Source organism: Pseudomonas baetica (assembly GCF_002813455.1).
Classification (GTDB): domain Bacteria; phylum Pseudomonadota; class Gammaproteobacteria; order Pseudomonadales; family Pseudomonadaceae; genus Aquipseudomonas; species Aquipseudomonas baetica.
This window is the reverse complement of record NZ_PHHE01000001.1, coordinates 4,895,273-4,915,825: the sequence shown is the minus strand read 5'-3', so window position 1 is coordinate 4,915,825 and position 20,553 is coordinate 4,895,273. Positions and strand designations below refer to the sequence as shown.

Sequence of the window (20,553 nt, the reverse complement as noted above, 5' to 3'; positions counted from 1 at the left end):
GCGGGCTTGCTCGCGAAAGCGTCGTTTCAGTCGATACATTTATCGCCTGACACACTGCCTTCGCGAGCAAGCCCGCTCCCACATTTGGTTTTCGGTGTGTCAGATGTTGGCGCGCAGGACTGAGGTCGGTAGCGGCTCACCGCGCTCTGCACTCGCCGCCACCGCCTCAATCAACCCGCTCAACTCATACCCCTGCGCCTTGAGCCAGTCCTGATCGTAATAGGTGTCGGCGTAACGCTCGCCGCCATCACACAGAATCGCCACGATCGAACCCGACTCCCCCGCCGCTTTCATCTGCTGCGCCGCCATCAGCGCGCCGATCAGATTGGTGCCGCTCGAGCCGCCAACATGTCGACCCAACCGCTGCGCCAGATAATGCATGGCTGCCAGCGACAAGGCGTCGGGCACCTTGACCATCGCGTCGATCACTTTGGGCAGGAACGACGCTTCCACACGTGGCCGGCCTATGCCTTCAATCCGCGAGCCGCAATCCAGACGCAGAGTCGAATCGCCAGTCTGATAGAAATCGAAAAACACCGAACGCTCGGCGTCTGCACACAGTACGCGGGTGCAGTGTTGGCGATAGCGCACATAACGGCCGAGGGTCGCCGTGGTGCCACCAGTACCGGGGCTGGAAATCAGCCAGCTCGGCTCGGGATGTTTCTCGTAGCGCATTTGCTGGAAGATCGACTCGGCGATGTTGTTGTTCGCCCGCCAGTCGGTAGCGCGCTCGGCGTAGGTGAACTGATCGATGAAGTGGCCGCCATGCTCGCGAGCCAGTCGCTCGGATTCGGCGTAAATCTGTGTCGGATCTTTCACCAGATGGCTCTGACCACCGTAGAAAGCAATTTGAGCAATCTTTTCTTTCGACGTCGTCGCCGGCATCACCGCAATGAACGGCAGACCCAGCATCCGCGCGAAATACGCTTCGGAAATCGCCGTCGATCCGCTGGACGCCTCGATCACTGGCGCGCCGGGTTTGAGCCAGCCATTACACAGCGCATACAGAAACAACGAACGGGCCAGCCGATGCTTGAGACTGCCGGTCGGATGGCTGGATTCGTCCTTGAAGTACAACTCGATGCCCGTAAAACCCGGCAGCGGCAAGGGGATCAGGTGGGTGTCGGCGCTACGCTGAAAATCCGCTTCGATGATGCGGATGGCTTCGCGGGCCCACTGTCGGGTGTCGCTCATGGTTATGGTTCTCGTTGAAACGGGTAGGAGACTGGCCTCACAAAAGGCTCATTCGTCAGCTTAAGAAAAAACCTGCATCGCGCACAGATACAGCTGAGTCTCAATATGTCCGGCAACTGCTAGGCTCAGCGTGGGTTCATGGGTAATCAGTCTTGTAACGACATATAACAAAAAAGAATATAACTTTTGTTTTAACAACTAACGGTACGGGTTAGGGTGTTCCACCTTTTTTGACTTATCGATGGAGAGCGACCTTGCCTCTGCGTAGCACTTTCACGCGTTTCTTTCAGTTGGAAGCTGCCAGCGGTCTATTACTGATCGCCGCGGCCATTCTCGCCTTGATTATCAACAACTCGCCGCTGTCGTGGCTGTATACCGGCCTGCTCGACACCCCGGTGGTGGCGCAGATCGGCGCGTTGAAAATCGCCAAACCCCTGCTGCTGTGGATCAACGACGGCCTGATGGCGCTGTTCTTCCTGCTGATCGGCCTGGAAGTGAAGCGCGAGGTGCTCGACGGTCAGCTGTCGAAGCCGTCGCAGATCGTCCTGCCCGGGGCGGCGGCTATCGGCGGCATGCTGGTGCCGGCGCTGATCTACTGGTTCCTCAACCGCGACAACCCGGCAGCCCTGAGCGGCTGGGCAATCCCCACCGCCACCGACATCGCCTTCGCCCTCGGCGTGCTGGCCCTGCTCGGCAAGCGCGTACCGGTGTCGCTGAAGCTGTTCCTGATGACCCTGGCGATCATCGATGACCTCGGCGCCATCGTGATCATTGCGATTTTCTACTCCGGCGAACTGTCGACCCTGTCGCTGGGCCTCGCTGCCGCTTGTATTGCTGCGCTGGTGGCAATGAATCGGCTCGGGGTGGTCAAGCTCGGACCCTACATGATCATCGGCTTGATCCTGTGGGTCTGCGTACTGAAGAGCGGCGTGCATGCGACGCTGGCCGGTGTAACCCTGGCCTTCTGCATCCCGCTACGCACGAAAAACGCCGAGCCCTCGCCATTGCTGAAGCTGGAACACGCGCTGCATCCATGGGTCGCCTATGGCATCCTGCCGCTGTTCGCCTTCGCCAACGCCGGCCTGTCGCTGAGCGGCGTCACCGTCGAAAGTTTCACTCACCATGTACCGATGGGTATCGCGGTCGGCCTGCTACTGGGCAAGACCGTTGGTGTGTTCGGCCTCACTTGGCTGGCTGTGAAGATCGGCATCGCCGCTCTGCCCCAAGGTGCCAATTGGGGTCAGGTGCTGGGGGTGGCGATTCTCTGCGGGATTGGCTTCACCATGAGCCTGTTTGTCGGCTCGCTGGCCTTTGTTCCGGGTGCAAGTGAATACGCGGGCATGGACCGGATGGGCATTCTGACGGGGTCGATTCTGGCGGCGTTGATCGGGTATGCGGTGACGGCGGCGGCGAGTCGTCAAAGCACCCTACAATCTGAGAAACAAGCTGCTTCATGAGTATCAGCACGCTTCGCGCAAGGCTTAGCAATGAGCCGCGCAAGTGTGCTATATCTTTCGTTAACCCCAGCCACCTCTCCAGCACGGTATTTCTCGGAGCCATCCATGTCACGTAAAGCAGAAAGGCGCCCAATGACGGACGATCAGATTGCCGTGCAGGAATCCCGGATTCCAGATATCGCCCTGAAGGCATTCAACAACGCCTATAGAATGGCACTCGCCAACGGCGCAGCCGTTCTTGTTGCTAAAGATGGCCAACTGTTCGAGGTGACGGAGAAGACCTCCGTTGCTTTGCGCGCGATCGGCACTTATGGAAATCTGAAAAGCGGTACTCGCCTGCACATCAATAAATCTTCAAAACAGGTTACTTCTTGAGCACACCAAGAATACGGATATTTGCGGGACCTAATGGATCGGGAAAAAGCACCTTCAATCGACTTGTTCCTGCCCATTTGCTCGGAAACTACATCAATCCTGATGATATCGAACGGGCGATTAAAGACACGGGATACTTTGACTTCACCTCATATCGAATCGAATCTCATAAAGAAGAGATTTTTGATTTTTTCCGTGAACATGCGCTTTAAAAGAAATCCCCTCGTTCGCTGGCAAAGCTGGACTCACTGGCGATTGAAGGTGAAAGACTCAGCTTCGCAAATACCGAAATCGACTCCTACGTTGCTTCAGCCCTTTCCGATTTCATACGCCGGTCGCTGATCAAAGAACGCATTAGCTTTACGTTTGAAACGGTCATGTCCTCCTCTGACAAAGTTAACCTGCTCGCCGAGGCCCATAATTCTGGCTACAGAGTCTACGTTTATTACGTCGCTACCGCTGATCCAGAAATCAATATAGCCAGGGTTGCCTACCGCGTATCGCAAGGCGGGCATAACGTTCCTCCTGAAAAAATAAAGGCCCGTTACTGGAGATCTCTGGAGCTTTTGTCTGAAGCTATCCTGACATCCAACAGAGCCTACATTTTCGATAACTCGGATGAAGGCAGTGAAGGGCTGACACAAATAGCAGAAATCACTGATGGCGAGCTGATTGAAATCAAATCAGACTTTCAGCCGCCCTGGTTCAAAGAGTTCGTGCTCGATAAATTGTTGTAGTCGAACAATCCCTCGTCTTTAGAGACGCGTCCTACAGCCACAAATTTCCTGCTTCGTTAACGTCGCGCAGCCCCTTCCGAGGGGCGGCCGATGGATGAACGAAAGGACGATCAGTGGCTCGTAACAAGGACATTCCCCGGGTTCCCAACCCACCGCAAGGCGACGGGCATCACGTCACCTACCGCTATATGACGGCCACTGAACTGGCCGAACGCGACGCCAGACAAAACGCTTACGACGCCATGCTGGCGCGGCAGGAGGCCTTCGAGCGCAGCCCAGAGGTGGCAGTCAAAAAAAGCCGATCCCGTGCGTGCTGGCTGCGTCTTCGCCAAATCCTGCAAGTTGCCGGATGCAATTATCGATTACTCCAGTCCTTCGGGGATGGTGCCGACTGACAGCCTGAAGGGTTACGGCGAACTGATTCTGTTGGGCGCACGTGACGCCGATGAAAACGGCGCGGTTGCGCTGAAGAAAATCAGCGCAACCGCCATCCCCACAGGATTCGGCAATTTTGCTTTGGCCGGCTCCGCATTCGAAGCGTTGCCTGCCGTTGCCGCCAGCACGGTTGCTGCCACGCTGGTTGGACTGGTCGCGCTGTTCATGCCTTCGAGCCTGGGCGATAGCGCCCTCTACACCGACGATCAACTGCGCGCCCTGAAACAGGCCCGCACCCGAGTGCGACTGCGCATCGAACAAGAAGCGGACGGCAGCCTAAAGGGCTACGGCTTCTACACCGGCAAGAACCGCGACTGGGAAATGGTCGATGTCGTTCAGTTCACCAAACGCGGCGACCGCTTCGTCGCCGACCTGGGTGAAGGCACCGAACTGCTCTGGACGCCGGCCGTGGATGCCTCGGACATCCTCGGTATTCCAGCGCTGGAGGCTGCACCGCAAGCGCCACATATCTGGGTGTATCCGCCGACGAAAGCGGCGGAAGGGATTCTGGTGAATCCGGTTTATCCGCCGGAGTACAGGGACTTCATTCTGGTGTCCCCGGCGGACTCGGGGGTCAGGCCACTCTATATAGTGGTTGCGCGTCCGGTGTCTGGTGACCACGACTACCATATGCCGCCCAAGCTACTTCCAGCCTTCCCCGATGCATTACCGGTTCGTAAAAAAGGGCATCGCAGGCGTTGGGAAAGTAAAAAGCGCATTTATGAGTGGGACTATCAACATGGAGCTGTCGAGGTTTATAACTGGGAAGGAGACCATCTCGGCGAGTTCGATATACAAACGGGTGAGCAGACCGGTAAAGCAAAGCCCGAAAGACGCACCACGACCAAGTGACAATCGAGTATTCAAGAATGATTTTTTTAGCTCTTTCCGGTTTTTTCCCTGAACCAAATCCAGACAACTCACTGCAATATGACAAAGATGTGCCGCACACTTCAGAGCAGGCGGTTCTTAACGTCATGGGATGGGAGTCTCTGAAAGATGTACCGATGGGTGAACATGATCTGACGGAAACTCAAGCCAGAGAAATCATGCAACTCGTCAACACGCCCTTCAGGGACGATTTGACTTACTGCATCGGGCTCTGTCGCGAAGACTGACAAACCTGACTCAGAAAAGCTGAAAAGCACCAAAAAAAACCCCGACCAGTCACCTGATCGGGGTTTTCTTTTACCGCTCGTTCCCGCTTAGTGCGAAACGCGGCTGGTGCCGCCAACAGTGGAGATGCGCACGCGCTCACCCACGCGGAACACTTCATTCTCCTGAACCTGCTGCACATAGGCACGCATGCTGCCGTCGTCTTCACGCACGGTGATTTCCACACCCTGGGTGCGGGTCAGGCCTTCTTCGGTGGCGGAGCCGATCAGACCACCGGCCACAGCACCGATAACCGCAGCGACGATGCTGCCTTTACCGCCGCCGATGGCGCTGCCGCCAACGCCGCCGACTGCCGCACCGGCGATGCCGCCGATCGGGGTCTTGGTGCCTTCGATTTTCACCGGGCGCAGGGATTCGATAGTGCCCATGCGAATCGTCTGCACGCGACGCGCTTCGTCACGGGAGTAGGAGTCACCGGTCAGGCTCGATTGGCAGCCGGTAAGCAACATCGCCATCGTGGAAAAGGAAGCAACCAGCAGAACAGACTTACGCATAGCATCAACTCCAAAGGACAGGTATTCATTAAACTCCACAGCTTGACGCCTGTCACTGCCCCGCCCGGATAAAATTGCTTTCATTCAGGCCCGGTACAGGCGCCCTGCGAACTCACCCAACATTAGCGCCAAATTCCATTTCTTGCGCCGCCGACCCAAGGATTTTCATGGATTACTTGATCATTGTCGTGACCACCGCAGCGGGTCTGTACTTCCATTGGTGGCTGTACGTGCGGATCAAACGCTGGATGGATCGTGATCTGGCATTGTCGCTGGCCGGCGAGGATGCAGGCAAACGCACCTTCATGCTCGAACAATTGGCCCACGCCCAAGCGCAGAAGATCAAGCGCCGGGACCTGCCGAAGTGGCTTGAGGCCGCTGCGGCCGGCTATCCCGCTCGGTAGACTGCTTAGGGCGCCAGACGTTCAAGAATCCAGGCGGCGCCTTGCAAACGGTAGTTGAGGCGATCGTGCAGACGGCTCGGACGGCCCTGCCAGAATTCGATGCGCTCGGGCAACAAACGGTAGCCGCCCCAGTGTTCCGGGCAGTCAGGCTGGGTATCGCTGAAACGTTGCTCGGTCGCCTTGAGCAAATCCTCCAGCTCCCCACGCCCGTTGATCACCCGGCTCTGTGGCGAAGCCCAGGCACCGAGACGGCTGCCCAGCGGACGCACCTGATAATACGCATCGGACTCTTGCGGCGTGACCTTCACCACCCGCCCTTCGATGCGCACCTGGCGCTCGAGGGTCGGCCAGAAGAAGGTCATGGCGGCAAACGGATTGGCCGCCATCTGCTGGCCCTTGGCGCTGTCGTAGTTGGTGAAGAAAGTGAAACCGTGCTCGTCCAGGCCCTTGAGCAGCAGAATGCGGCAATGCGGACGCCCGTCCGCATCAACCGTGGCCAGGGTCATGGCGTTGGCTTCCACCGGCGCCTGCTCGGTTTTCACCGCGTCGGCGAACCACTGGTGGAACAGCGCAAACGGCTCGGCGGGGGCTTGCGCCTCGGTCAAACCGTCCCGGGTGTAATCACGACGCATATCTGCCAGAGCCTGGGTCATGGCGCATTCCTTTTCGTTAGCGAATCACTTCTTGGTGGCATCGGTCGCGGCGACTTTCTTGTCGGTCGCGGCGGCTTTGGCTGGAGCGGTTTTCTTCGCTGGAGCCTTGGCCGGGGCTTTTTTTGCCGGTGCCTTGGCGGCGGCTTTCTTGGCTGGCGCCTTTTTGGTGGCCGGTACAGCGGCTTTCTTCGCAGCTGGCGCCGGGGTCACCGGTTTGGCCACTGGCTTGACGTCCTGCGCCGCGACCATGGTCACTGGCTTCGGCGCCGGCATGTTGTACTTGCTCAGTAGCGCAACCATGGTGTTCTGCGGAGTCACCAGCATTTCAACGCGACGGTTGAGGGCACGCCCCTCGACGCTGTCGTTAGCGGCACGTGGTGCTTCAGAACCCATGCCGCGCAGCATCAGGCGATCACGCTGCAGGCCGCTGAGGCGGAAGATCGCGGCAATGGCTTGCGCACGTTCCTGGCTCAGTTTGACGTTAGCCGGCGCTGCACCACTGGAGTCGCTGTGACCGAGAACCAGAACAGCGGTTTTCGGATCGGCTTCGAGGATTTTCGCCACGCGGGTGAACGGGCCGAGAGTGACTGGCAGCAGCATCGCCGGACGATCCGGGTTGAACGAGCCTTCCACTGGCGCGGTCACGACCAGCACGTTGTCGCGGCGCTCGAGTTGCAGATTGCTGTCCTGGATCGCGGTACGCAGACGCGGCTCGTAGTCGTCCAGCCAGGCTTGAGTGACTTTCGGGTCAGGCATCGGCACCACTTTGGCGGTGTCCTGATCCTTGCCGCCGAACGGCCACCACCATTTGCCACCCTTGTCTGCCTCGGCTTTGGCCACTTCAACCGGTTTGGCTGCAGATTTTACCTCAGGCTTGGCATCGGCCTTGGCGCTCGAATCGCCGGAGCCGAACGGCCAGTACCATGGGTTGCTGCTTTCATTTTTGGCTACTGGCGCAGTAGCAGCAGGTTTCAACGGGGACGGGGCTGGGGCCGGCTCTTTGGCCGCCACTTTGTCGGAGGATCCAAACGGCCACCAGCTACCGCCGTCCGCGTCGTTTTTCGGAGTCTGTGCACAACCGGTGATCGCAACACACAGGGCCAGGGCGAGAGTCGTTTTAGCTGACATTGAAAATCCACAAAATGAAGTAATGAAAAATCAGAGCACTTTCGCCCGGATAAACAGACGCTTTGAATCGAAAAACCAGTCGAGGTTCCGGCCCTGGAACCTCTCTTGACGCTTTACAGACAAGTGGCAAGCACCCGCGCGAGCTTTTGCGCGCGCGGATCCATCAAGACGTACGGCCCAAGGGTATTTGTCACAAAACCAAACGCGACATCATGCTCAGGGTCAGCAAAACCGATCGAGCCGCCCGCCCCCGGATGGCCGAATGCCCGTGGGCCGAGGCCGTAAGTAGCGTTCGGCACGTCCGGTTGATCGAGCATGCAGCCCAGACCAAAACGGGTGCGGGTCAACAGGGTCTTGTCCTCGCCGAGGCTGTGTTCGCGGGTCAGCTCTTCAAGCATGTCACTTTCGAGCAGGCTGCCGTCGAGCAAACCGGCGTAGAACCCGGCCAGACTGCGCGCATTGCCGTGGCCATTGGCCGCCGGTTGCTGCATCCGTCGCCATTCCGGTTTGTTGGTGCTGGTGAGCACCGACGGTGGATTAGTGAAGGCTCGGGTGGTCATGGCGGTCGGTTCGCGCATGGTTACTTGCAGCAAACGCTGCGCCGCGGCGTCACCAGCATTCCCCTTGCCCCGCGCGATGTGCGCGACACGGTGAAATTCTTCGTCGGCCAGACCGACGTGAAAATCCAGACCCAATGGCTTGGCGACACGGGCGACAATGGATTCGCCGGGCCCGCGACCATCGGCTCGACGGAGCAATTCGCCGATCAGCCAGCCGTAGGTGATCGCGGCGTAACCGTGACCCGTGCCCGGCGTCCACCACGGTGCCTCGGCCGCGAGGGCGTCGACCATGGTTTGCCACTCATAAAGGGCTTCGGGCGCCAGCAGTTCGCGCAGGGCCGGCAGACCGGCCTGATGGCAGAGCAACTGGCGCAGGGTGACGGATTCTTTGCCGGCGGCGGCGAACTCCGGCCAGTAGCGGGCGACCGGAGCATCCAGTTGCAACTTGCCTTCGCCGACCAGTTGCAGCGCCGTAACGGCGGTGAAGGTTTTGGTGCAGGAGAACAGGTTGGCGATGGTATCGCTGTGCCAGGCCTCGGCGCCGTCCTTGTCGGCGGTGCCGGACCAGAGGTCGAGGACGGTTTCTCCACCGACCTTGATACACAAGGCTGCGCCGCGTTCCTGGGGGTCGTCGAACAGTGCCGCGAAAGCTTCGCGCACTGCTTCGAACTGAAGCTCGTAATGTCCCTGAATCTGCACCCGCAACTCCCCCGCGAAAACGCTCTACAAAGTGGCCCGCATTGTTCCAGCCCTTGAGGGATTTGGGAACAGCTGTGGGCTGGGCGGTTAATGTTGTAGCGACACCACTGACGCCTTCGCGAGCAAGCCCGCTCCCACAGGGGATCTGCAGTGTTGCCAAGATCCAGTGTGGGAGCGGGCTTGCTCGCGAAGAACGATAACGCGGTCAATCAGAACTCAGTGTCCATTGCCCGAATGCCCACCGGCATGGCCGGCGCCCTGCCCCGGGCCTTTGCCAGCCTCACCTTTCCTGCCACCTTCGGCTTCATGGACTGCGGCGGCTTTCTCGGTCTCTTTGCCAAGCTGATCAACCGCCTGCAAATTGCTCTTGCGCACCGTCTCGACAAAACCCTGATACGGCAGATCCGTCACGCCGACCAGACCGAAGTGACCATTCTCGCCATCGAGCAGACGGCCGGTCACCGGTTGATCCAGATACTGGAACCAGTGCACGCCGACAATCGACGGCTCGCTCAGTGCCTGCTTGAGGAAATTGGCATAAGCCGCGCCACGATCTTCTTCCCTGGCCAGTTGCGTCACACCGCCCCAGAACGGGCCGCGATCGGCGGAGCCGAAGTTGAACTCGGTGATCAGCACCGGTTTATCCAGAGCATTCAGCGCGGCGAAGTCATAACCGTCCTGCGGCTTGAGGGTATACATGTTGAAGCTCAACACATCGCAATACTGCGCGCAGGAGGCCACGGCTTCCGGGGTGCTGATGGCGAAGCGGCCGCCGAGCAGCAGTTGATTCGGCGCGTGCCATTTCAGCGAGTCGGAGATGGTCTTGAAGTAGGTGTCGGCGAAAACCTTCTGGAAGTATCTGAAGTCGGCTTCGATTTCCGGGTGCTCAGGGTTCGGCAACGGCGGCACGAAACCCGGGTCTTCCATCAATTCCCACGCCGGAAGATCGATGCCCCAGGCCTTCGACAGCCCCGCCTGGTTGCGGTACTTGTCACGCAACTGCTTGAGGAAGGCGCGTTTGGCCGGCACGTCGGTGGTCATTTTCAAGGTGCCGTAAGCCAGTGCGTAGCGCGATTGCGGATCGTCACCTGCGCCCGCCCAGGCCAATTCGTTGTCGGCAAAGTAACCGATCAGCCACGGATCGTCGCGGTGATCGCGGGCAGCGATGGCCACGGCGCGCTCAGTGGCCATGGCGAAACGCGGGTCGAACGGGTCAGGCATGGCGCCCCACCAGTCGTTGCCGGTGCTGATGCTGGTGTAATCGCCGACGATCGACAGCGGCAAGGTATAGGGCACGCGTTCGGCGTCGCTCAGCGAGTCAGCGCTCCAGTTGCCAACCGTGTTGAAGCCCCAGGCTTGCAGCCGGTCAAGGGTATGGCTGGCCCACTTCTGCTCATCGACCGTAGCGGTACACGGAGCAGTAACGGGTTGATCCGCCGCTTTTTCAGCCGTCGTCGCTACGGCGTCGATTTTCGCCGCTTCGGCGACACCGGCCTTCGCCTCGTTGGACTCTGGAACAGGCTCGGCGGCTTTCACTGCGGTCTCTTCAACCGCACCCGCCTTGGCCGCTTCAGCGATTCCGGCCTTGGTATCGCTGTCCGGTTTGCAGGGTTCGCCGTAAACCCGCTGAAGGTTAGCGCCATAGAAGTCATACCAGCGCCCGTTGCCGTAGCCTCGGCCCTGATCCGCGCCGTTGCCGCCACGGTTATCGCCTTCACCGAAGTGGCTGGCGAGAGGTTCGCCGGGTTTTGGCAGGGTCTCGAACATCCACTCGCGCCCGGCCACGTAAGTCTGGTTGACCTCGGGGCTGAGGGTGTTAACGCCGAGGGAATAGAACGGATGACCTTCTGGCGTCACCAGATACCAGCGACCGTCGCGTTTTTCCGTGCGGAAGAAGCCGCTGGCCTTGAAGGCCGGGCCTTTGCTCCAGCCACCGAACTTGTCCAGCGAGGACTTTTCACGCTCGGCCAGCCAGGTTTTCAGCTGTTGCTGTTCCTTGGCCGCGGCGGACTTCAGTTGTTCGTCATTGGCGATTTTTTCTGGCCATTTGCTGCGGGTCGATTGGCCATAGGCGTCGACCAGATTGCCGTACACCGCCTGCGTCACAGCCTCGCCGTCCTGCACGCCAAAGCGCTCGAGCAACAGGCTCTGGGCCACTTTCGGCTGATCCATCGACAGGCTCACCGACACCACTTGGCTACGATCAATCTCACCGCTGCTGCTGGCCAGCAGAATGCGCTGACCATCGACGGTCATCGGCATCGGCGGCCCGGCTTTCATGCCTTGGCTCAGTGGCGTGGTCGCCACCAGCGGCACCAGCAAGGTTTGCGCCGGGCCGGCAGGCAGATCGACGCGGCTGATCAGGGTTTTGCCGTCATTACTCTGGATCTGCACGTAAACCGTCACAGCCCAGTTCATTGCGCTCTGCAGACGCAAGCTCATCATGCCGGACTGCGACCAGTCCCAGGCGCCGGTTTGCGGGGTCAGGCGCAAGGTCGGGCGGGCCACCGGGTTGAAGATGACGCGGCGCAGCACTTCACCTTCAGCGGTTTGCTCGGCGTTGGCTTGTGGCAGGTCGGCGTTTTCCGTGGCGATTTTCACCACGTCGGCGGGACGGACAAAGTTGAACAGCGTCTGCTGGCCAGCAGGCGCCGCCAGTAACGGGGCGGCGAAGATCATGGCAAACACGGCAGGCAACGAACGGCGGATCATAAGAACGGAGTTCTCCCTAACGACCAACAATGGCCAATGGAAAAGCGATGGCAGAGAGATAGACAACGCGGTGGGCAAAATTGCCCACCGTTGTCTCAGGATATTTCACGACGGAAAGGCGGCAAGGCATTGAGGATCGCCTTGCCGTAGCGCTGGGTGACCAGGCGTCGGTCGAGCAAGGTGATGGTGCCGCGGTCTTCTTCGGTACGCAGCAGGCGGCCGCAGGCCTGGACCAGTTTCAGCGAGGCATCGGGCACGGAGATTTCCATGAACGGATTGCCGCCCCGGGCCTCGATCCACTCCGACAGCGCGGCCTCGACCGGATCGTCCGGCACCGAGAACGGGATCTTGGCAATCACCACGTGTTCGCAATACGCGCCCGGCAAGTCCACCCCCTCGGCGAAACTGGCCAGACCGAAGAGCACACTGGAATCGCCGCCATCAACCCGCGCCTTGTGCTTGTTCAGGGTTTCCTGTTTCGACAGGTTGCCTTGAATGAACACTTGCTTGCGCCAGTCGCGGTCGAGACCGTCGAACACGTCCTGCATCTGTTTGCGCGAAGAGAACAGCACCAGCGTGCCGCGCGAGCCTTCGACCAGATCCGGCAACTCGCGAATGATCGCGGCCGTGTGAGCGGCGGCGTCGCGCGGATCGGCCTTGAGGTCCGGCACCCGCAACACACCGGCATCGGCATGATGAAACGGGCTCGGCACCACGGCGGTGACGGCTTTTTTCGGCAGACCGGCACGCATGCGGAAACGGTCGAAAGTGCCGAGCGCGGTCAGGGTTGCCGAGGTCACCAGACAGCCGTAAGCCACGTTCCACAGACTGCGGCGCAAGGTTTCCGCAGCGAGAATCGGACTGGCGTTGACCTCGATGTCGAACAGCGAGCCGCTCTCGGCCAGGGTCAACCAGCGAGCCATCGGCGGGCTGTCTTCCGGGTCTTCGGCGGTAAACGCCGTCCACAGTTCCCAGTTGCCCGAGGCACGCGATAGCAGACTGCCGAACAGTGGATACCACTCTTCAGCCTGATTGCTGGCAATGCCGATGTTGACCTCGCCGTCCATGCCTTCCTTGAGCAGGTCGGTCAGGCGGGTGAACAGGTCGTTGAGACGCGAGTAGCCTTTTTTCAGCTCGATGCCCATTTCGCGCATGTGCTCGGGAATCACCCCGCCGACGAAGCGATGGCGTGGCCGCTCGCGACCCTCGACGTCTTCGCCGGGTTTGAAATCGGCGACCTGCTCGCAGGCGCTGAACATGAACTGCTGCTGGGTCTTGATCTCCCGCGCCAGCTCCGGCACCTGCTCGATCAACTTGCCAAGATCCCCCGGCAGCGGATGCTGAGCGAGCAATTTGGTCAGGTTTTTCGCGGTGGTTTCCAGCCAGTCGGCGGTGGAACGCAGGCGCGTGTAATGGGCGAAGTGGCCGATGGCCTTGTCCGGCAGATGGTGGCCTTCGTCGAACACGTAAATGGTGTCGCGCGGATCAGGCAGAACGGCGCCGCCGCCCAATGCCAGGTCAGCCAGAACCATGTCGTGGTTGGTGACGATCACGTCGACCTTGCCCATGCCTTCGCGGGCCTTGTAAAAGGCGCACTGGCCGAAGTTCGGGCAATGGCGGTTGGTGCACTGGCTGTGATCGGTGGTCAAACGCGCCCAGTCGGCATCTTCCAGCGCCGTGGACCAACTGTCGCGGTCGCCGTCCCATTTATTGCCGGCGAGCTTCTCGATCATGCTGGTGAACAGCTTCTGACTGGCCTCATCGACCTCGATTTTGAAGCCTTCTTCCTCGAACAGCTGAGCAGTAGCGGTTTGCGCATGGCCTTCCTGCAGCAGCATGTCGAGCTTGGACAGGCACATGTAGCGGCCACGGCCCTTGGCCAGGGCGAAACTGAAGTTCAGCCCGCTGTTGCGCATCAGGTCGGGCAAATCCTTGTAGACGATCTGCTCTTGCAGGGCCACGGTCGCGGTGGCGATCACCAGGCGTTTGCCGGCGAGTTTCGCCGTCGGGATCGCGGCCAGGCTGTAAGCGACGGTCTTGCCGGTACCGGTGCCGGCTTCCACCGCAACAATTGCGGGGTCGCCACTGCGCCGGCCTTCGTCGTCGGTGTCGATATCCCCGAGGACTTTGGCGATTTCAGCGATCATCAGGCGCTGGCCGTAACGCGGCTTGAGGCTCTTGGCCTCTAGAAAACGCGAGTAGGCGCCCTGGATCGTGGTTTTGAGTTCAGTGCTGATCATTGAGTGTCGGGCGTAAAAACGCTGGATAAATTTTCAGTAGTTTCGGATGGCGGCTATCATACCCCGCTAATTAATCCCGCGCAGAACGGAGTGCCCCAATGACACCTTTTAGCCTCGTTTATCCACTGCATGTCTTGTCCGCTCTGGTCTGGGTCGGCGGCATGTTTTTCGCCTGGATGGTCTTGCGCCCCGCGGCTGTGAAGGCTCTGGACGGGCCCGCGCGACTGACCTTGTGGGTGGAAGTGTTTCAAGGTTTTTTCCGCTGGGTGTGGGTCGCGGTGATCCTGTTGCCGATCAGCGGCGTGGGCATGTTGCATTTGCAGCAGGTCGGCTTTGAGACGGCGCCTAAGTACGTGCAGGTGATGATCGGGTTGTATGTGGTGATGACGGCGCTGTTTATCCGCATTCAGGGGTTGATGCTGCCTGAGCTGCGTACGGCGGTCGCCGCGAAAGACTGGCCGGCGGGTGCCGCGGTGCTGGGGCGGATTCGGCGGGTGGTGGGGATTAATCTGATTGTCGGGTTGGTGCTGGTGGCGATTGCGGCGGCGCGGCCGTGATCGTTCCCACGCTCTGCGTGGGAATGCCGCAAGGGAAGCTCTGCGTCCAGTGACGCGGAGCGTCACGGGCTGTGTTCCCACGCAGAGCGTGGGAACAATCAGTGATTTTATAAACGTTGCACGGTAACCGAGCCCGCCGCGCCAACCGGCCCTGGCTGGCCATCCGCCCCGGCCTTGCCGTTCTTGCCACCATCGGCGCGATACACCAGGCAGCCTTTGGACTTGCCGCCCTTGCCGGCCTTGCCCCCCACACCCGCCGGGCCACCGGCACCGCCGGCCACGTTGACCTTGATCAGCTCGACCGGAAAATCGCGCGGCACCTCAAGGCGCACCAGCGCACCCGGAGCGCCCGGCTGGCCGTCGCTACCATCACTGCCATCGGCACCGTGTCCGGCCGAACCATAAGTACAGCCCGGATCTTCACCGTTGCCACCATCGAGACCGACAAAACCCGGCGCACCGGTGCCGCCACGGGCATCGACCAGCAGTTGCGGCGCGTTCAACGCCTTGAATTGCAGATTCAGATTGCGCCCGGCACGGGCGGCTTTTTCGTAAGTGCCCGGCGCACCACGCGCGGTGATCCGGCTGCCTTCGCTCAAATCGGCACGAATGACTTTCATGTCCAAAGCCTGTTCGCCCGGAACAATGGCGATCCGCGCTTCATGACCGAGGCGCAATTCGCCAACACTCAACTCAGTCACGTTGGCTGGAATCAACAGGGTGCCGTAATCGGCTACTTCCAGTCGCTCGAGCTGCAACGTGCTGGCGGTGTTGGGCAGGCGCATCAGGGAATTGGTTTCGACGCTGACTACCTGGGCGCAGGCCAGTGGGCTGATAAAAGCAGCGAGCAGACACAGTTTACGCATGGGAAGAAGCCTCCGGAGCGGCCGGGGCCGGGATGGTTTGCAGGTGGAATACGCCGAACAGCAGGATGCGGCCACGATCACGCCAAGGGTGCGTACGCCCCTTGAGGCTGCGGTTGCACAGCAGCACTTCGAACACATGGATCAGCAGCAACAGACCGCCGGCCAGATTGACCAGCAGATGCAGCGGATGTACGAACGGCACTAGCTGATTGACCAGTACCACGCAGCAGAACAGCAGGGTCAATAACCGCCCCAGCCCCCAAAACACTTTCATACGCTCCCCCGTGTTGCGAATTATTCTTTGGGCGCACAGTAACGGCTTCTGCGGGGGATAAGCCAGAGGCAAAAAAGAAAAAAACCTCCCGGGCCGCCAAATGGCTGCCGGACGACGATGATCGCCCCGGCAGCTCTAGTTAGCGGACTACAGACACGTCCTATCGATTGATGTGTAACTCCACGCGACGGTTTTGCGCGCGGCCCTCGTCGGTAGCGTTATCCGCCACTGGTTCACTTTCGCCACGTCCTTCACTGGTGAGTTTGTTCGGGGCCAGGCCCTGACTCAGCAGATACGCGGCCACGCTGCTGGCGCGACGTTCGGAAAGCGCCTGGTTGTAGCCATCTGACCCTTTACTGTCGGTATGGCCGATCACCTTGATGCTGACCACATCGGCATTACTCAGCTTGTCCATCAGCGTATCGAGCTGGGCTCTCGCCGACGGCGTCAGGTCGGACTTGTCGAAATCGAACAGGACGTTGCCAGCGTCGCTCAACGTGATGACTTCGGTTTGCGGGGCCGGTTCGACCGTTTTCTCAACAATAGGATATTGCGGTAGCGGGCAACCACGGTGATCGACCGGGGTATTGGCCGGTGTATCCGGGCAACGGTCGCGCCGGTCGAACACGCCGTCGTCGTCTTCATCGCCGTCCTGGGCATAACAGATCAGTCCGCCGGTAAGGATCCCCAGCGCAGCGCCGCCACCGGCCCAGCCAGCGCTTTCAATAGCGCCGAGGCCGCCGCCGACCAGCCCGCCAATAAGGCTGCAGATCGGCCAGGTACGTTGATTGAGGGGTGCAGTGCCATCGCTGTGGGTGGCGCAACCGGTGAGCAAGCTGCCAAGCAGCAGCACCGGCAAGACGGACCTTGAGAAAACAGTCATTGTGAAAGCTCCTGTGTCACCGGCCCATACCGGTTACACAGGAGTAAAGACCCGCATCCGCGACTGCACAAGCCGCGGATGCGAGAGTGCTAGCGGACGATTTTGATTTCGGTACGACGGTTTTGCGCGCGACCGTCAGCGGATTTGTTGTCGGCCACAGGTTGGCTTTCACCCAGACCCGATACCGAAACGAAGCTGGCGCGCGGTACACCTTGCTGGATCAGGTATTCCACCACCGAATGCGCACGACGGTCCGACAGTTTCTTGTTGTAGGCATCACTGCCCACGCTGTCGGTGTGACCGGTCACGGTCAGTTGCGCAGTCGAGGATTCCTGTTTCAGGCGCGTGGCGACCTTGTCGAGCACTTGTTTATCAGGGCCGGTCAGCGTCGCTTTGTCGAACTGGAAGTGAACATCACGAATAACGATGGTTTCTTCCTTGACCACTACAGCTTCTTCAACCACAGGTGCAGGCGCTGGTGGCGGGCAACCGTCAGCATCGACCTGTACGCCTTTAGGCGTGCCCGGGCACTTGTCGCGACTGTCCGGCACACCATCGCCGTCTTCATCGCCATCACCGTGCACCCAGCAATAGGCTGCTGCCATGCCACCGACGATCAGAGCGCCACCGCCCGCCCACGCCGAGCTCTCGGTGGCGCCGAGACCGGCACCGACAACACCACCGACCGCCGCACAGGTCGGCCAGTCGGTTTTCTGCAAACCTGCGCAACCAGTCAACACACTGGTTAGCAGAACCAAGGGTAATGCTGTCCGAACTATGCTCATCTAGTGTTCTCCTGAGGGATCGGCTTAGAACCGATTCAGGGAGTAAAGACCGGAGTTTTAATCTCCGCCAGCAATAGGCCACTGCTGTTTGCGACCGTGTTCACAGGCCTTTGGCAGATTTGCCGGAAACCGGCACAGCACGGCGCTTTGCCGCCGCACTCAGGCAGGCTAGTCTTGGCGGTCTGATTGAGGAGCTTCGATGAACGTCGCCATTTCTTCCCGTACGCCGCAACAGGCGTTGGCCGCTTTGCTGGATCGCTATGCACCGGCGCGCCTGTTGCTGATCGGCGCCAGTGAGTTCCCGGCGCTGACTGCTTTTAAAGAGGCGCATCCGCACACCTGCGTGGCCCACGCTGCGCCCGGCGCCCTGCCTGCAGAACTGGCAGCGCAACGTTTCGATGTGGCGCTGGTGGTCGACTGCCTGGAACATTTGCCCAAACGCGACGGCCTGAACCTGTTGGGCGGGATCCGCAACCTCAACGCCAGCCGCATCGCGGTGCTGGCGGATCTGGCGGCCAGTGGCTGGCAGGAAACCGACTTCTATTCACTGGCGCTGCAGGCCAGCGAACGCTTCCAACGCGACGATCAGGTGCTGACCCTGTTCACCTACGATCTGCTTGACTACAAACAAGTCCCCGACTGGCTCAACTCGCGGTTCTGGGCCAATCCGGAAAACTTCGGGAAATACTGGTGGTAATGCAATGAGTACAGCCATTTGCCCCTGCGGCAGCGGCAATCTGCTGGATGCCTGCTGCGGTCACTATCACGAAGGCCTCCCGGCCCCATGCGCCGAAGCCTTGATGCGCTCGCGCTACAGCGCCTACGTGCTGGGGCTGATCGACTATCTGGTGGCAACCACCCTGCCCGCCCAGCAACAGGGGCTGGATCGCCAATCGATCAGTGCCTGGAGCGCGCAAAGCACCTGGCTTGGCCTCGAGGTCGAAAGTTCGGAAGTCTTCGGCGGCCAGCCGGAACACGCTTTCGTCACCTTCACCGCACGCTGGCACGACAGCCAGGGCGAACACAGCCACCGCGAGCGCTCCTCGTTTGTGCAGAACGCCGGGCGCTGGTACTTCATCGACCCGACCGTGCAACTGAAGCTGGGGCGTAATGACAGTTGCCCGTGTGCCAGCGGGCAGAAGTTCAAGAAGTGCTGTGCGGGGTATTTCGGCGCTTGAGATCAAAAGATCGCAGCCTGCAAGGGATTGCGCGGCCCTCTGTAGGGGCTGCCGAAGGCTGCGATCTTTTAGCGTCTAGACTGGCCCCAAAGGGAGTAAGTCCATGCTCGGTCACTGGCGCACATTCAAATTCGTCACTTTGCTGCTGGTTCTGGGCCTGGGGGGCTGCGCCTCTTGGTTCAGCGACGACAGCGTCGACCCCGCCGTGCACCTGGTCAAAGTCGAAGTGGTGCGCGCCAAGTTGCTTGAGCAAAAATTCATCCTGCACTTTCGCATCGACAACCCCAACGACAGCGATCTGACCGTACGCGGCCTGGAATACCGCATTCATCTGGCCGACATGCTGCTGGCCGAAGGGGAACATGAACACTGGTTTACCGTTGGCCCCAAACGCAGCGCGTACTTCAAAGTACCGATCCGCACCAACCTGTGGCCAAAGGTGAAGGACGTGGTGAAAATGCTGAAAAATCCGAATCAGCAGATTCCCTATCGTTTGCAGGGTGAGATGGAAACCGGTTTATTCATCGCTCACTACGTGCACCTTGAGCGCAATGGCGTGATAATCCCCGCCGATTTAATTCCGGAGCAACACCGATGACTCAGCAACCCCATGTCCATGGCCCTGACTGCAACCACGATCATGATCATGACCATCACGATCATGACCACGGCCATGTCCACGGCCCGAACTGCGGCCACGCCCACCAGGAACCGGTGCGCAACGCCCTGAAAGACGTCGGCCGCAACGACCCTTGCCCATGCGGCAACGGCAAGAAATTCAAGAAGTGCCACGGGGCTTGATGCTTCAGGCGAAGACCCTCTTCGTCTGATCAATCGCCTTCGCGAGCAGGCTCGCTCCCACATTTGAATGCACCGTGATTCCTGTGGGAGCTGGCTTGCCAGCGATGGGGCCGGAACCTTCAATATTGCTGTCGCCTGACCCACCGCTATCGCTGGCAAGCCAGCTCCCACAATGGCCGGTGTTTCAGCAATGTGGGAGCGAGCCTGCTCGCGATGGGGCCGGCACATTCAGTAAAAGCTTTTCAGGCTGCAGCCAGAATCCACGCCGAACTGACCACCGTCGCATACTCCCCGTGCAAATTACCCAGCGACATCCCGTGTACCTCTTCGGCTGAACGCGGCGTGCCGAAATAATCGGCCTTGTCGAAGGTGAAGCACGCATCCTCCGCCACCCAGGCATCAAACCCCAGATTGCCCGCCGTGCGCGCTGTCGACTCCACTGAGTTGTTGGTAGCCACGCCAACGATGATCAACTGTCCGATCCCCGCTTCCCGCAACCGCGCCTGCAGCCCGGTGGCACAAAACGCATCCGGCACGTGTTTCTGGATCAGCCACTCACCGTCCTGCGGCAAAAATCTTTGCTGAAACTCCACCCCGGATTGCTCGGGCCAGAACACCGAATCCGGCGAACGCGACAAGTGCTGCGCATGAATCACCGGCCGCCCGCTGCGGCGCCAAAGCCCCAGCAGATCGAGGATTCGTTCTTCGGCCTGCGGATTGTTCCGGCGCCCCAAGCGCGGCTGCAGGATGCCCTTTTGCTGGTCGATGATGATCAGTGCAGCGTTGGCCTGCAGCTCCATGGTGGTCTTCTCATAAGGGACATTTGATTTCCCGCACTTCAACATCCCTCGCTGCAACCAGGCAAGCCATGAAACGAACATCGATCAGTGGCAAGAAATAACCACTCGCCCCGCTTGCGCGGCCACCTGCGCCTCACTAACGTAG

General features: G+C 60.0%; 21 protein-coding genes and 2 pseudogenes. 11 read left to right on the top strand and 12 right to left on the bottom strand.

The window, feature by feature from the left end; translation table 11 throughout:
* Positions 1–99 precede the first annotated feature (99 nt).
* Complete coding sequence (locus ATI02_RS22875) at positions 100–1,194, bottom strand: PLP-dependent cysteine synthase family protein (RefSeq protein ID WP_100847454.1); 1,095 nt, start codon at positions 1,192–1,194, stop codon at positions 100–102.
* 254 nt (positions 1,195–1,448) lie between these two features.
* Here ATI02_RS22875 and nhaA point away from each other — a divergent pair, with 254 nt between their 5' ends.
* The 5 genes and pseudogenes from nhaA to ATI02_RS22850 all read left to right on the top strand — a co-directional run bounded on the left by nhaA (position 1,449) and on the right by ATI02_RS22850 (position 5,316).
* The gene (gene nhaA / locus ATI02_RS22870; RefSeq protein ID WP_100847453.1) at positions 1,449–2,651 is read left to right on the top strand and encodes a Na+/H+ antiporter NhaA; all 1,203 of its coding nucleotides are present in this window, start codon (positions 1,449–1,451) and stop codon (positions 2,649–2,651) included.
* Positions 2,652–2,756: 105 nt separating this feature from the next.
* Positions 2,757–3,026 carry a hypothetical protein gene (locus tag ATI02_RS22865; RefSeq protein WP_100847452.1) on the top strand — a complete coding sequence of 90 codons (270 nt, stop codon included), beginning with the start codon at positions 2,757–2,759 and terminating at the stop codon, positions 3,024–3,026.
* Positions 3,023–3,763: pseudogene (locus tag ATI02_RS22860) on the top strand (ATPase). Before ATI02_RS22865 ends, ATI02_RS22860 begins: the two are co-directional and overlap by 4 nt.
* Before the next feature lie 113 nt (positions 3,764–3,876).
* Positions 3,877–5,050, top strand: a pseudogene (locus tag ATI02_RS22855) (S-type pyocin domain-containing protein).
* Positions 5,051–5,067: 17 nt separating this feature from the next.
* Positions 5,068–5,316 carry a pyocin S6 family toxin immunity protein gene (locus ATI02_RS22850; protein WP_095188947.1) on the top strand — a complete coding sequence of 83 codons (249 nt, stop codon included), beginning with the start codon at positions 5,068–5,070 and terminating at the stop codon, positions 5,314–5,316.
* An 87-nt stretch (positions 5,317–5,403) separates the two neighbouring features.
* Here ATI02_RS22850 and ATI02_RS22845 read toward each other — a convergent pair whose 3' ends face one another.
* Positions 5,404–5,868, bottom strand: coding sequence for an outer membrane lipoprotein (locus tag ATI02_RS22845; RefSeq protein WP_008086349.1), 465 nt, complete (start codon positions 5,866–5,868; stop codon positions 5,404–5,406).
* A gap of 167 nt (positions 5,869–6,035) precedes the next feature.
* On the opposite strand from ATI02_RS22845, the gene ATI02_RS22840 reads away from it, so the two are divergent.
* Entirely contained in the window at positions 6,036–6,272 is a 237-nt protein-coding gene (locus ATI02_RS22840) for a hypothetical protein (protein ID WP_095188946.1), read from the top strand.
* 5 nt (positions 6,273–6,277) lie between these two features.
* Here the strand turns inward: ATI02_RS22840 and pdxH are convergent, their stop codons facing one another.
* The 5 genes from pdxH to dinG form a co-directional block, all read right to left on the bottom strand.
* The gene (gene pdxH, locus ATI02_RS22835) at positions 6,278–6,925 is read right to left on the bottom strand and encodes a pyridoxamine 5'-phosphate oxidase (RefSeq protein ID WP_095188945.1); all 648 of its coding nucleotides are present in this window, start codon (positions 6,923–6,925) and stop codon (positions 6,278–6,280) included.
* Positions 6,926–6,949: 24 nt separating this feature from the next.
* A complete protein-coding gene (locus tag ATI02_RS22830) occupies positions 6,950–8,053 on the bottom strand; it encodes an OmpA family protein (RefSeq protein WP_100847451.1) in 1,104 nt (367 codons plus the stop codon).
* Positions 8,054–8,166: 113 nt separating this feature from the next.
* Positions 8,167–9,312: a serine hydrolase domain-containing protein gene (locus ATI02_RS22825; protein ID WP_095188943.1), complete on the bottom strand. Its 1,146-nt coding sequence runs from the start codon at positions 9,310–9,312 to the stop codon at positions 8,167–8,169.
* Positions 9,313–9,528: 216 nt separating this feature from the next.
* The gene (locus ATI02_RS22820; RefSeq protein WP_100847450.1) at positions 9,529–12,024 is read right to left on the bottom strand and encodes a beta-galactosidase; all 2,496 of its coding nucleotides are present in this window, start codon (positions 12,022–12,024) and stop codon (positions 9,529–9,531) included.
* 95 nt (positions 12,025–12,119) lie between these two features.
* Positions 12,120–14,264, bottom strand: a complete 2,145-nt coding sequence (dinG, locus tag ATI02_RS22815) for an ATP-dependent DNA helicase DinG (protein ID WP_100847449.1) — start codon at positions 14,262–14,264, stop codon at positions 12,120–12,122.
* Positions 14,265–14,362: 98 nt separating this feature from the next.
* Here dinG and ATI02_RS22810 point away from each other — a divergent pair, with 98 nt between their 5' ends.
* A complete protein-coding gene (locus ATI02_RS22810; protein WP_095188940.1) occupies positions 14,363–14,821 on the top strand; it encodes a CopD family protein in 459 nt (152 codons plus the stop codon).
* Between the two features lie 107 nt (positions 14,822–14,928).
* Here ATI02_RS22810 and ATI02_RS22805 read toward each other — a convergent pair whose 3' ends face one another.
* The 4 genes from ATI02_RS22805 to ATI02_RS22790 form a co-directional block, all read right to left on the bottom strand.
* Positions 14,929–15,687 carry a hypothetical protein gene (locus tag ATI02_RS22805; RefSeq protein WP_100847448.1) on the bottom strand — a complete coding sequence of 253 codons (759 nt, stop codon included), beginning with the start codon at positions 15,685–15,687 and terminating at the stop codon, positions 14,929–14,931.
* Positions 15,680–15,961, bottom strand: coding sequence for a DUF1145 domain-containing protein (locus tag ATI02_RS22800; RefSeq protein ID WP_095188938.1), 282 nt, complete (start codon positions 15,959–15,961; stop codon positions 15,680–15,682). Before ATI02_RS22800 ends, ATI02_RS22805 begins: the two co-directional genes overlap by 8 nt.
* A 160-nt stretch (positions 15,962–16,121) precedes the next feature.
* A complete protein-coding gene (locus tag ATI02_RS22795; protein WP_100847447.1) occupies positions 16,122–16,844 on the bottom strand; it encodes a PA1041 family peptidoglycan-binding anchor lipoprotein in 723 nt (240 codons plus the stop codon).
* An 89-nt stretch (positions 16,845–16,933) separates the two neighbouring features.
* Positions 16,934–17,629 carry a PA1041 family peptidoglycan-binding anchor lipoprotein gene (locus ATI02_RS22790; protein ID WP_100847446.1) on the bottom strand — a complete coding sequence of 232 codons (696 nt, stop codon included), beginning with the start codon at positions 17,627–17,629 and terminating at the stop codon, positions 16,934–16,936.
* A gap of 199 nt (positions 17,630–17,828) precedes the next feature.
* On the opposite strand from ATI02_RS22790, the gene ATI02_RS22785 reads away from it, so the two are divergent.
* The 4 genes from ATI02_RS22785 to ATI02_RS22770 all read left to right on the top strand — a co-directional run bounded on the left by ATI02_RS22785 (position 17,829) and on the right by ATI02_RS22770 (position 19,608).
* Entirely contained in the window at positions 17,829–18,326 is a 498-nt protein-coding gene (locus ATI02_RS22785) for a DUF6231 family protein (RefSeq protein ID WP_100847445.1), read from the top strand.
* 4 nt (positions 18,327–18,330) lie between these two features.
* A complete protein-coding gene (locus tag ATI02_RS22780; protein WP_095188934.1) occupies positions 18,331–18,807 on the top strand; it encodes a YchJ family protein in 477 nt (158 codons plus the stop codon).
* Between the two features lie 103 nt (positions 18,808–18,910).
* Positions 18,911–19,405 carry an LEA/WHy family protein gene (locus ATI02_RS22775; protein WP_100847444.1) on the top strand — a complete coding sequence of 165 codons (495 nt, stop codon included), beginning with the start codon at positions 18,911–18,913 and terminating at the stop codon, positions 19,403–19,405.
* The gene (locus ATI02_RS22770) at positions 19,402–19,608 is read left to right on the top strand and encodes an SEC-C metal-binding domain-containing protein (RefSeq protein ID WP_007918601.1); all 207 of its coding nucleotides are present in this window, start codon (positions 19,402–19,404) and stop codon (positions 19,606–19,608) included. The genes ATI02_RS22775 and ATI02_RS22770 overlap by 4 nt, the downstream gene beginning before the upstream one ends.
* A gap of 242 nt (positions 19,609–19,850) precedes the next feature.
* On the opposite strand, the gene ATI02_RS22765 is transcribed toward ATI02_RS22770, so the two are convergent.
* Positions 19,851–20,408, bottom strand: coding sequence for a cysteine hydrolase family protein (locus ATI02_RS22765; RefSeq protein ID WP_100847443.1), 558 nt, complete (start codon positions 20,406–20,408; stop codon positions 19,851–19,853).
* Between the last annotated feature and the right edge of the window lie 145 nt (positions 20,409–20,553).

Coding starts and splice junctions, on each gene's coding strand:
- ATI02_RS22785 (WP_100847445.1), top strand. CDS start 17,829: ATGAACGTCGCCATTTCTTCCCGTACGCCGCAACAGGCGTTGGCCGCT.
- ATI02_RS22790 (WP_100847446.1), bottom strand. CDS start 17,629: ATGAGCATAGTTCGGACAGCATTACCCTTGGTTCTGCTAACCAGTGTG.
- ATI02_RS22830 (WP_100847451.1), bottom strand. CDS start 8,053: ATGTCAGCTAAAACGACTCTCGCCCTGGCCCTGTGTGTTGCGATCACC.
- ATI02_RS22765 (WP_100847443.1), bottom strand. CDS start 20,408: ATGGAGCTGCAGGCCAACGCTGCACTGATCATCATCGACCAGCAAAAG.
- ATI02_RS22805 (WP_100847448.1), bottom strand. CDS start 15,687: ATGCGTAAACTGTGTCTGCTCGCTGCTTTTATCAGCCCACTGGCCTGC.
- dinG (WP_100847449.1), bottom strand. CDS start 14,264: ATGATCAGCACTGAACTCAAAACCACGATCCAGGGCGCCTACTCGCGT.
- ATI02_RS22850 (WP_095188947.1), top strand. CDS start 5,068: ATGATTTTTTTAGCTCTTTCCGGTTTTTTCCCTGAACCAAATCCAGAC.
- ATI02_RS22845 (WP_008086349.1), bottom strand. CDS start 5,868: ATGCGTAAGTCTGTTCTGCTGGTTGCTTCCTTTTCCACGATGGCGATG.
- ATI02_RS22775 (WP_100847444.1), top strand. CDS start 18,911: ATGCTCGGTCACTGGCGCACATTCAAATTCGTCACTTTGCTGCTGGTT.
- ATI02_RS22820 (WP_100847450.1), bottom strand. CDS start 12,024: ATGATCCGCCGTTCGTTGCCTGCCGTGTTTGCCATGATCTTCGCCGCC.
- ATI02_RS22780 (WP_095188934.1), top strand. CDS start 18,331: ATGAGTACAGCCATTTGCCCCTGCGGCAGCGGCAATCTGCTGGATGCC.
- ATI02_RS22810 (WP_095188940.1), top strand. CDS start 14,363: ATGACACCTTTTAGCCTCGTTTATCCACTGCATGTCTTGTCCGCTCTG.
- ATI02_RS22865 (WP_100847452.1), top strand. CDS start 2,757: ATGTCACGTAAAGCAGAAAGGCGCCCAATGACGGACGATCAGATTGCC.
- ATI02_RS22840 (WP_095188946.1), top strand. CDS start 6,036: ATGGATTACTTGATCATTGTCGTGACCACCGCAGCGGGTCTGTACTTC.
- ATI02_RS22770 (WP_007918601.1), top strand. CDS start 19,402: ATGACTCAGCAACCCCATGTCCATGGCCCTGACTGCAACCACGATCAT.
- ATI02_RS22875 (WP_100847454.1), bottom strand. CDS start 1,194: ATGAGCGACACCCGACAGTGGGCCCGCGAAGCCATCCGCATCATCGAA.
- ATI02_RS22795 (WP_100847447.1), bottom strand. CDS start 16,844: ATGACTGTTTTCTCAAGGTCCGTCTTGCCGGTGCTGCTGCTTGGCAGC.
- pdxH (WP_095188945.1), bottom strand. CDS start 6,925: ATGACCCAGGCTCTGGCAGATATGCGTCGTGATTACACCCGGGACGGT.
- ATI02_RS22800 (WP_095188938.1), bottom strand. CDS start 15,961: ATGAAAGTGTTTTGGGGGCTGGGGCGGTTATTGACCCTGCTGTTCTGC.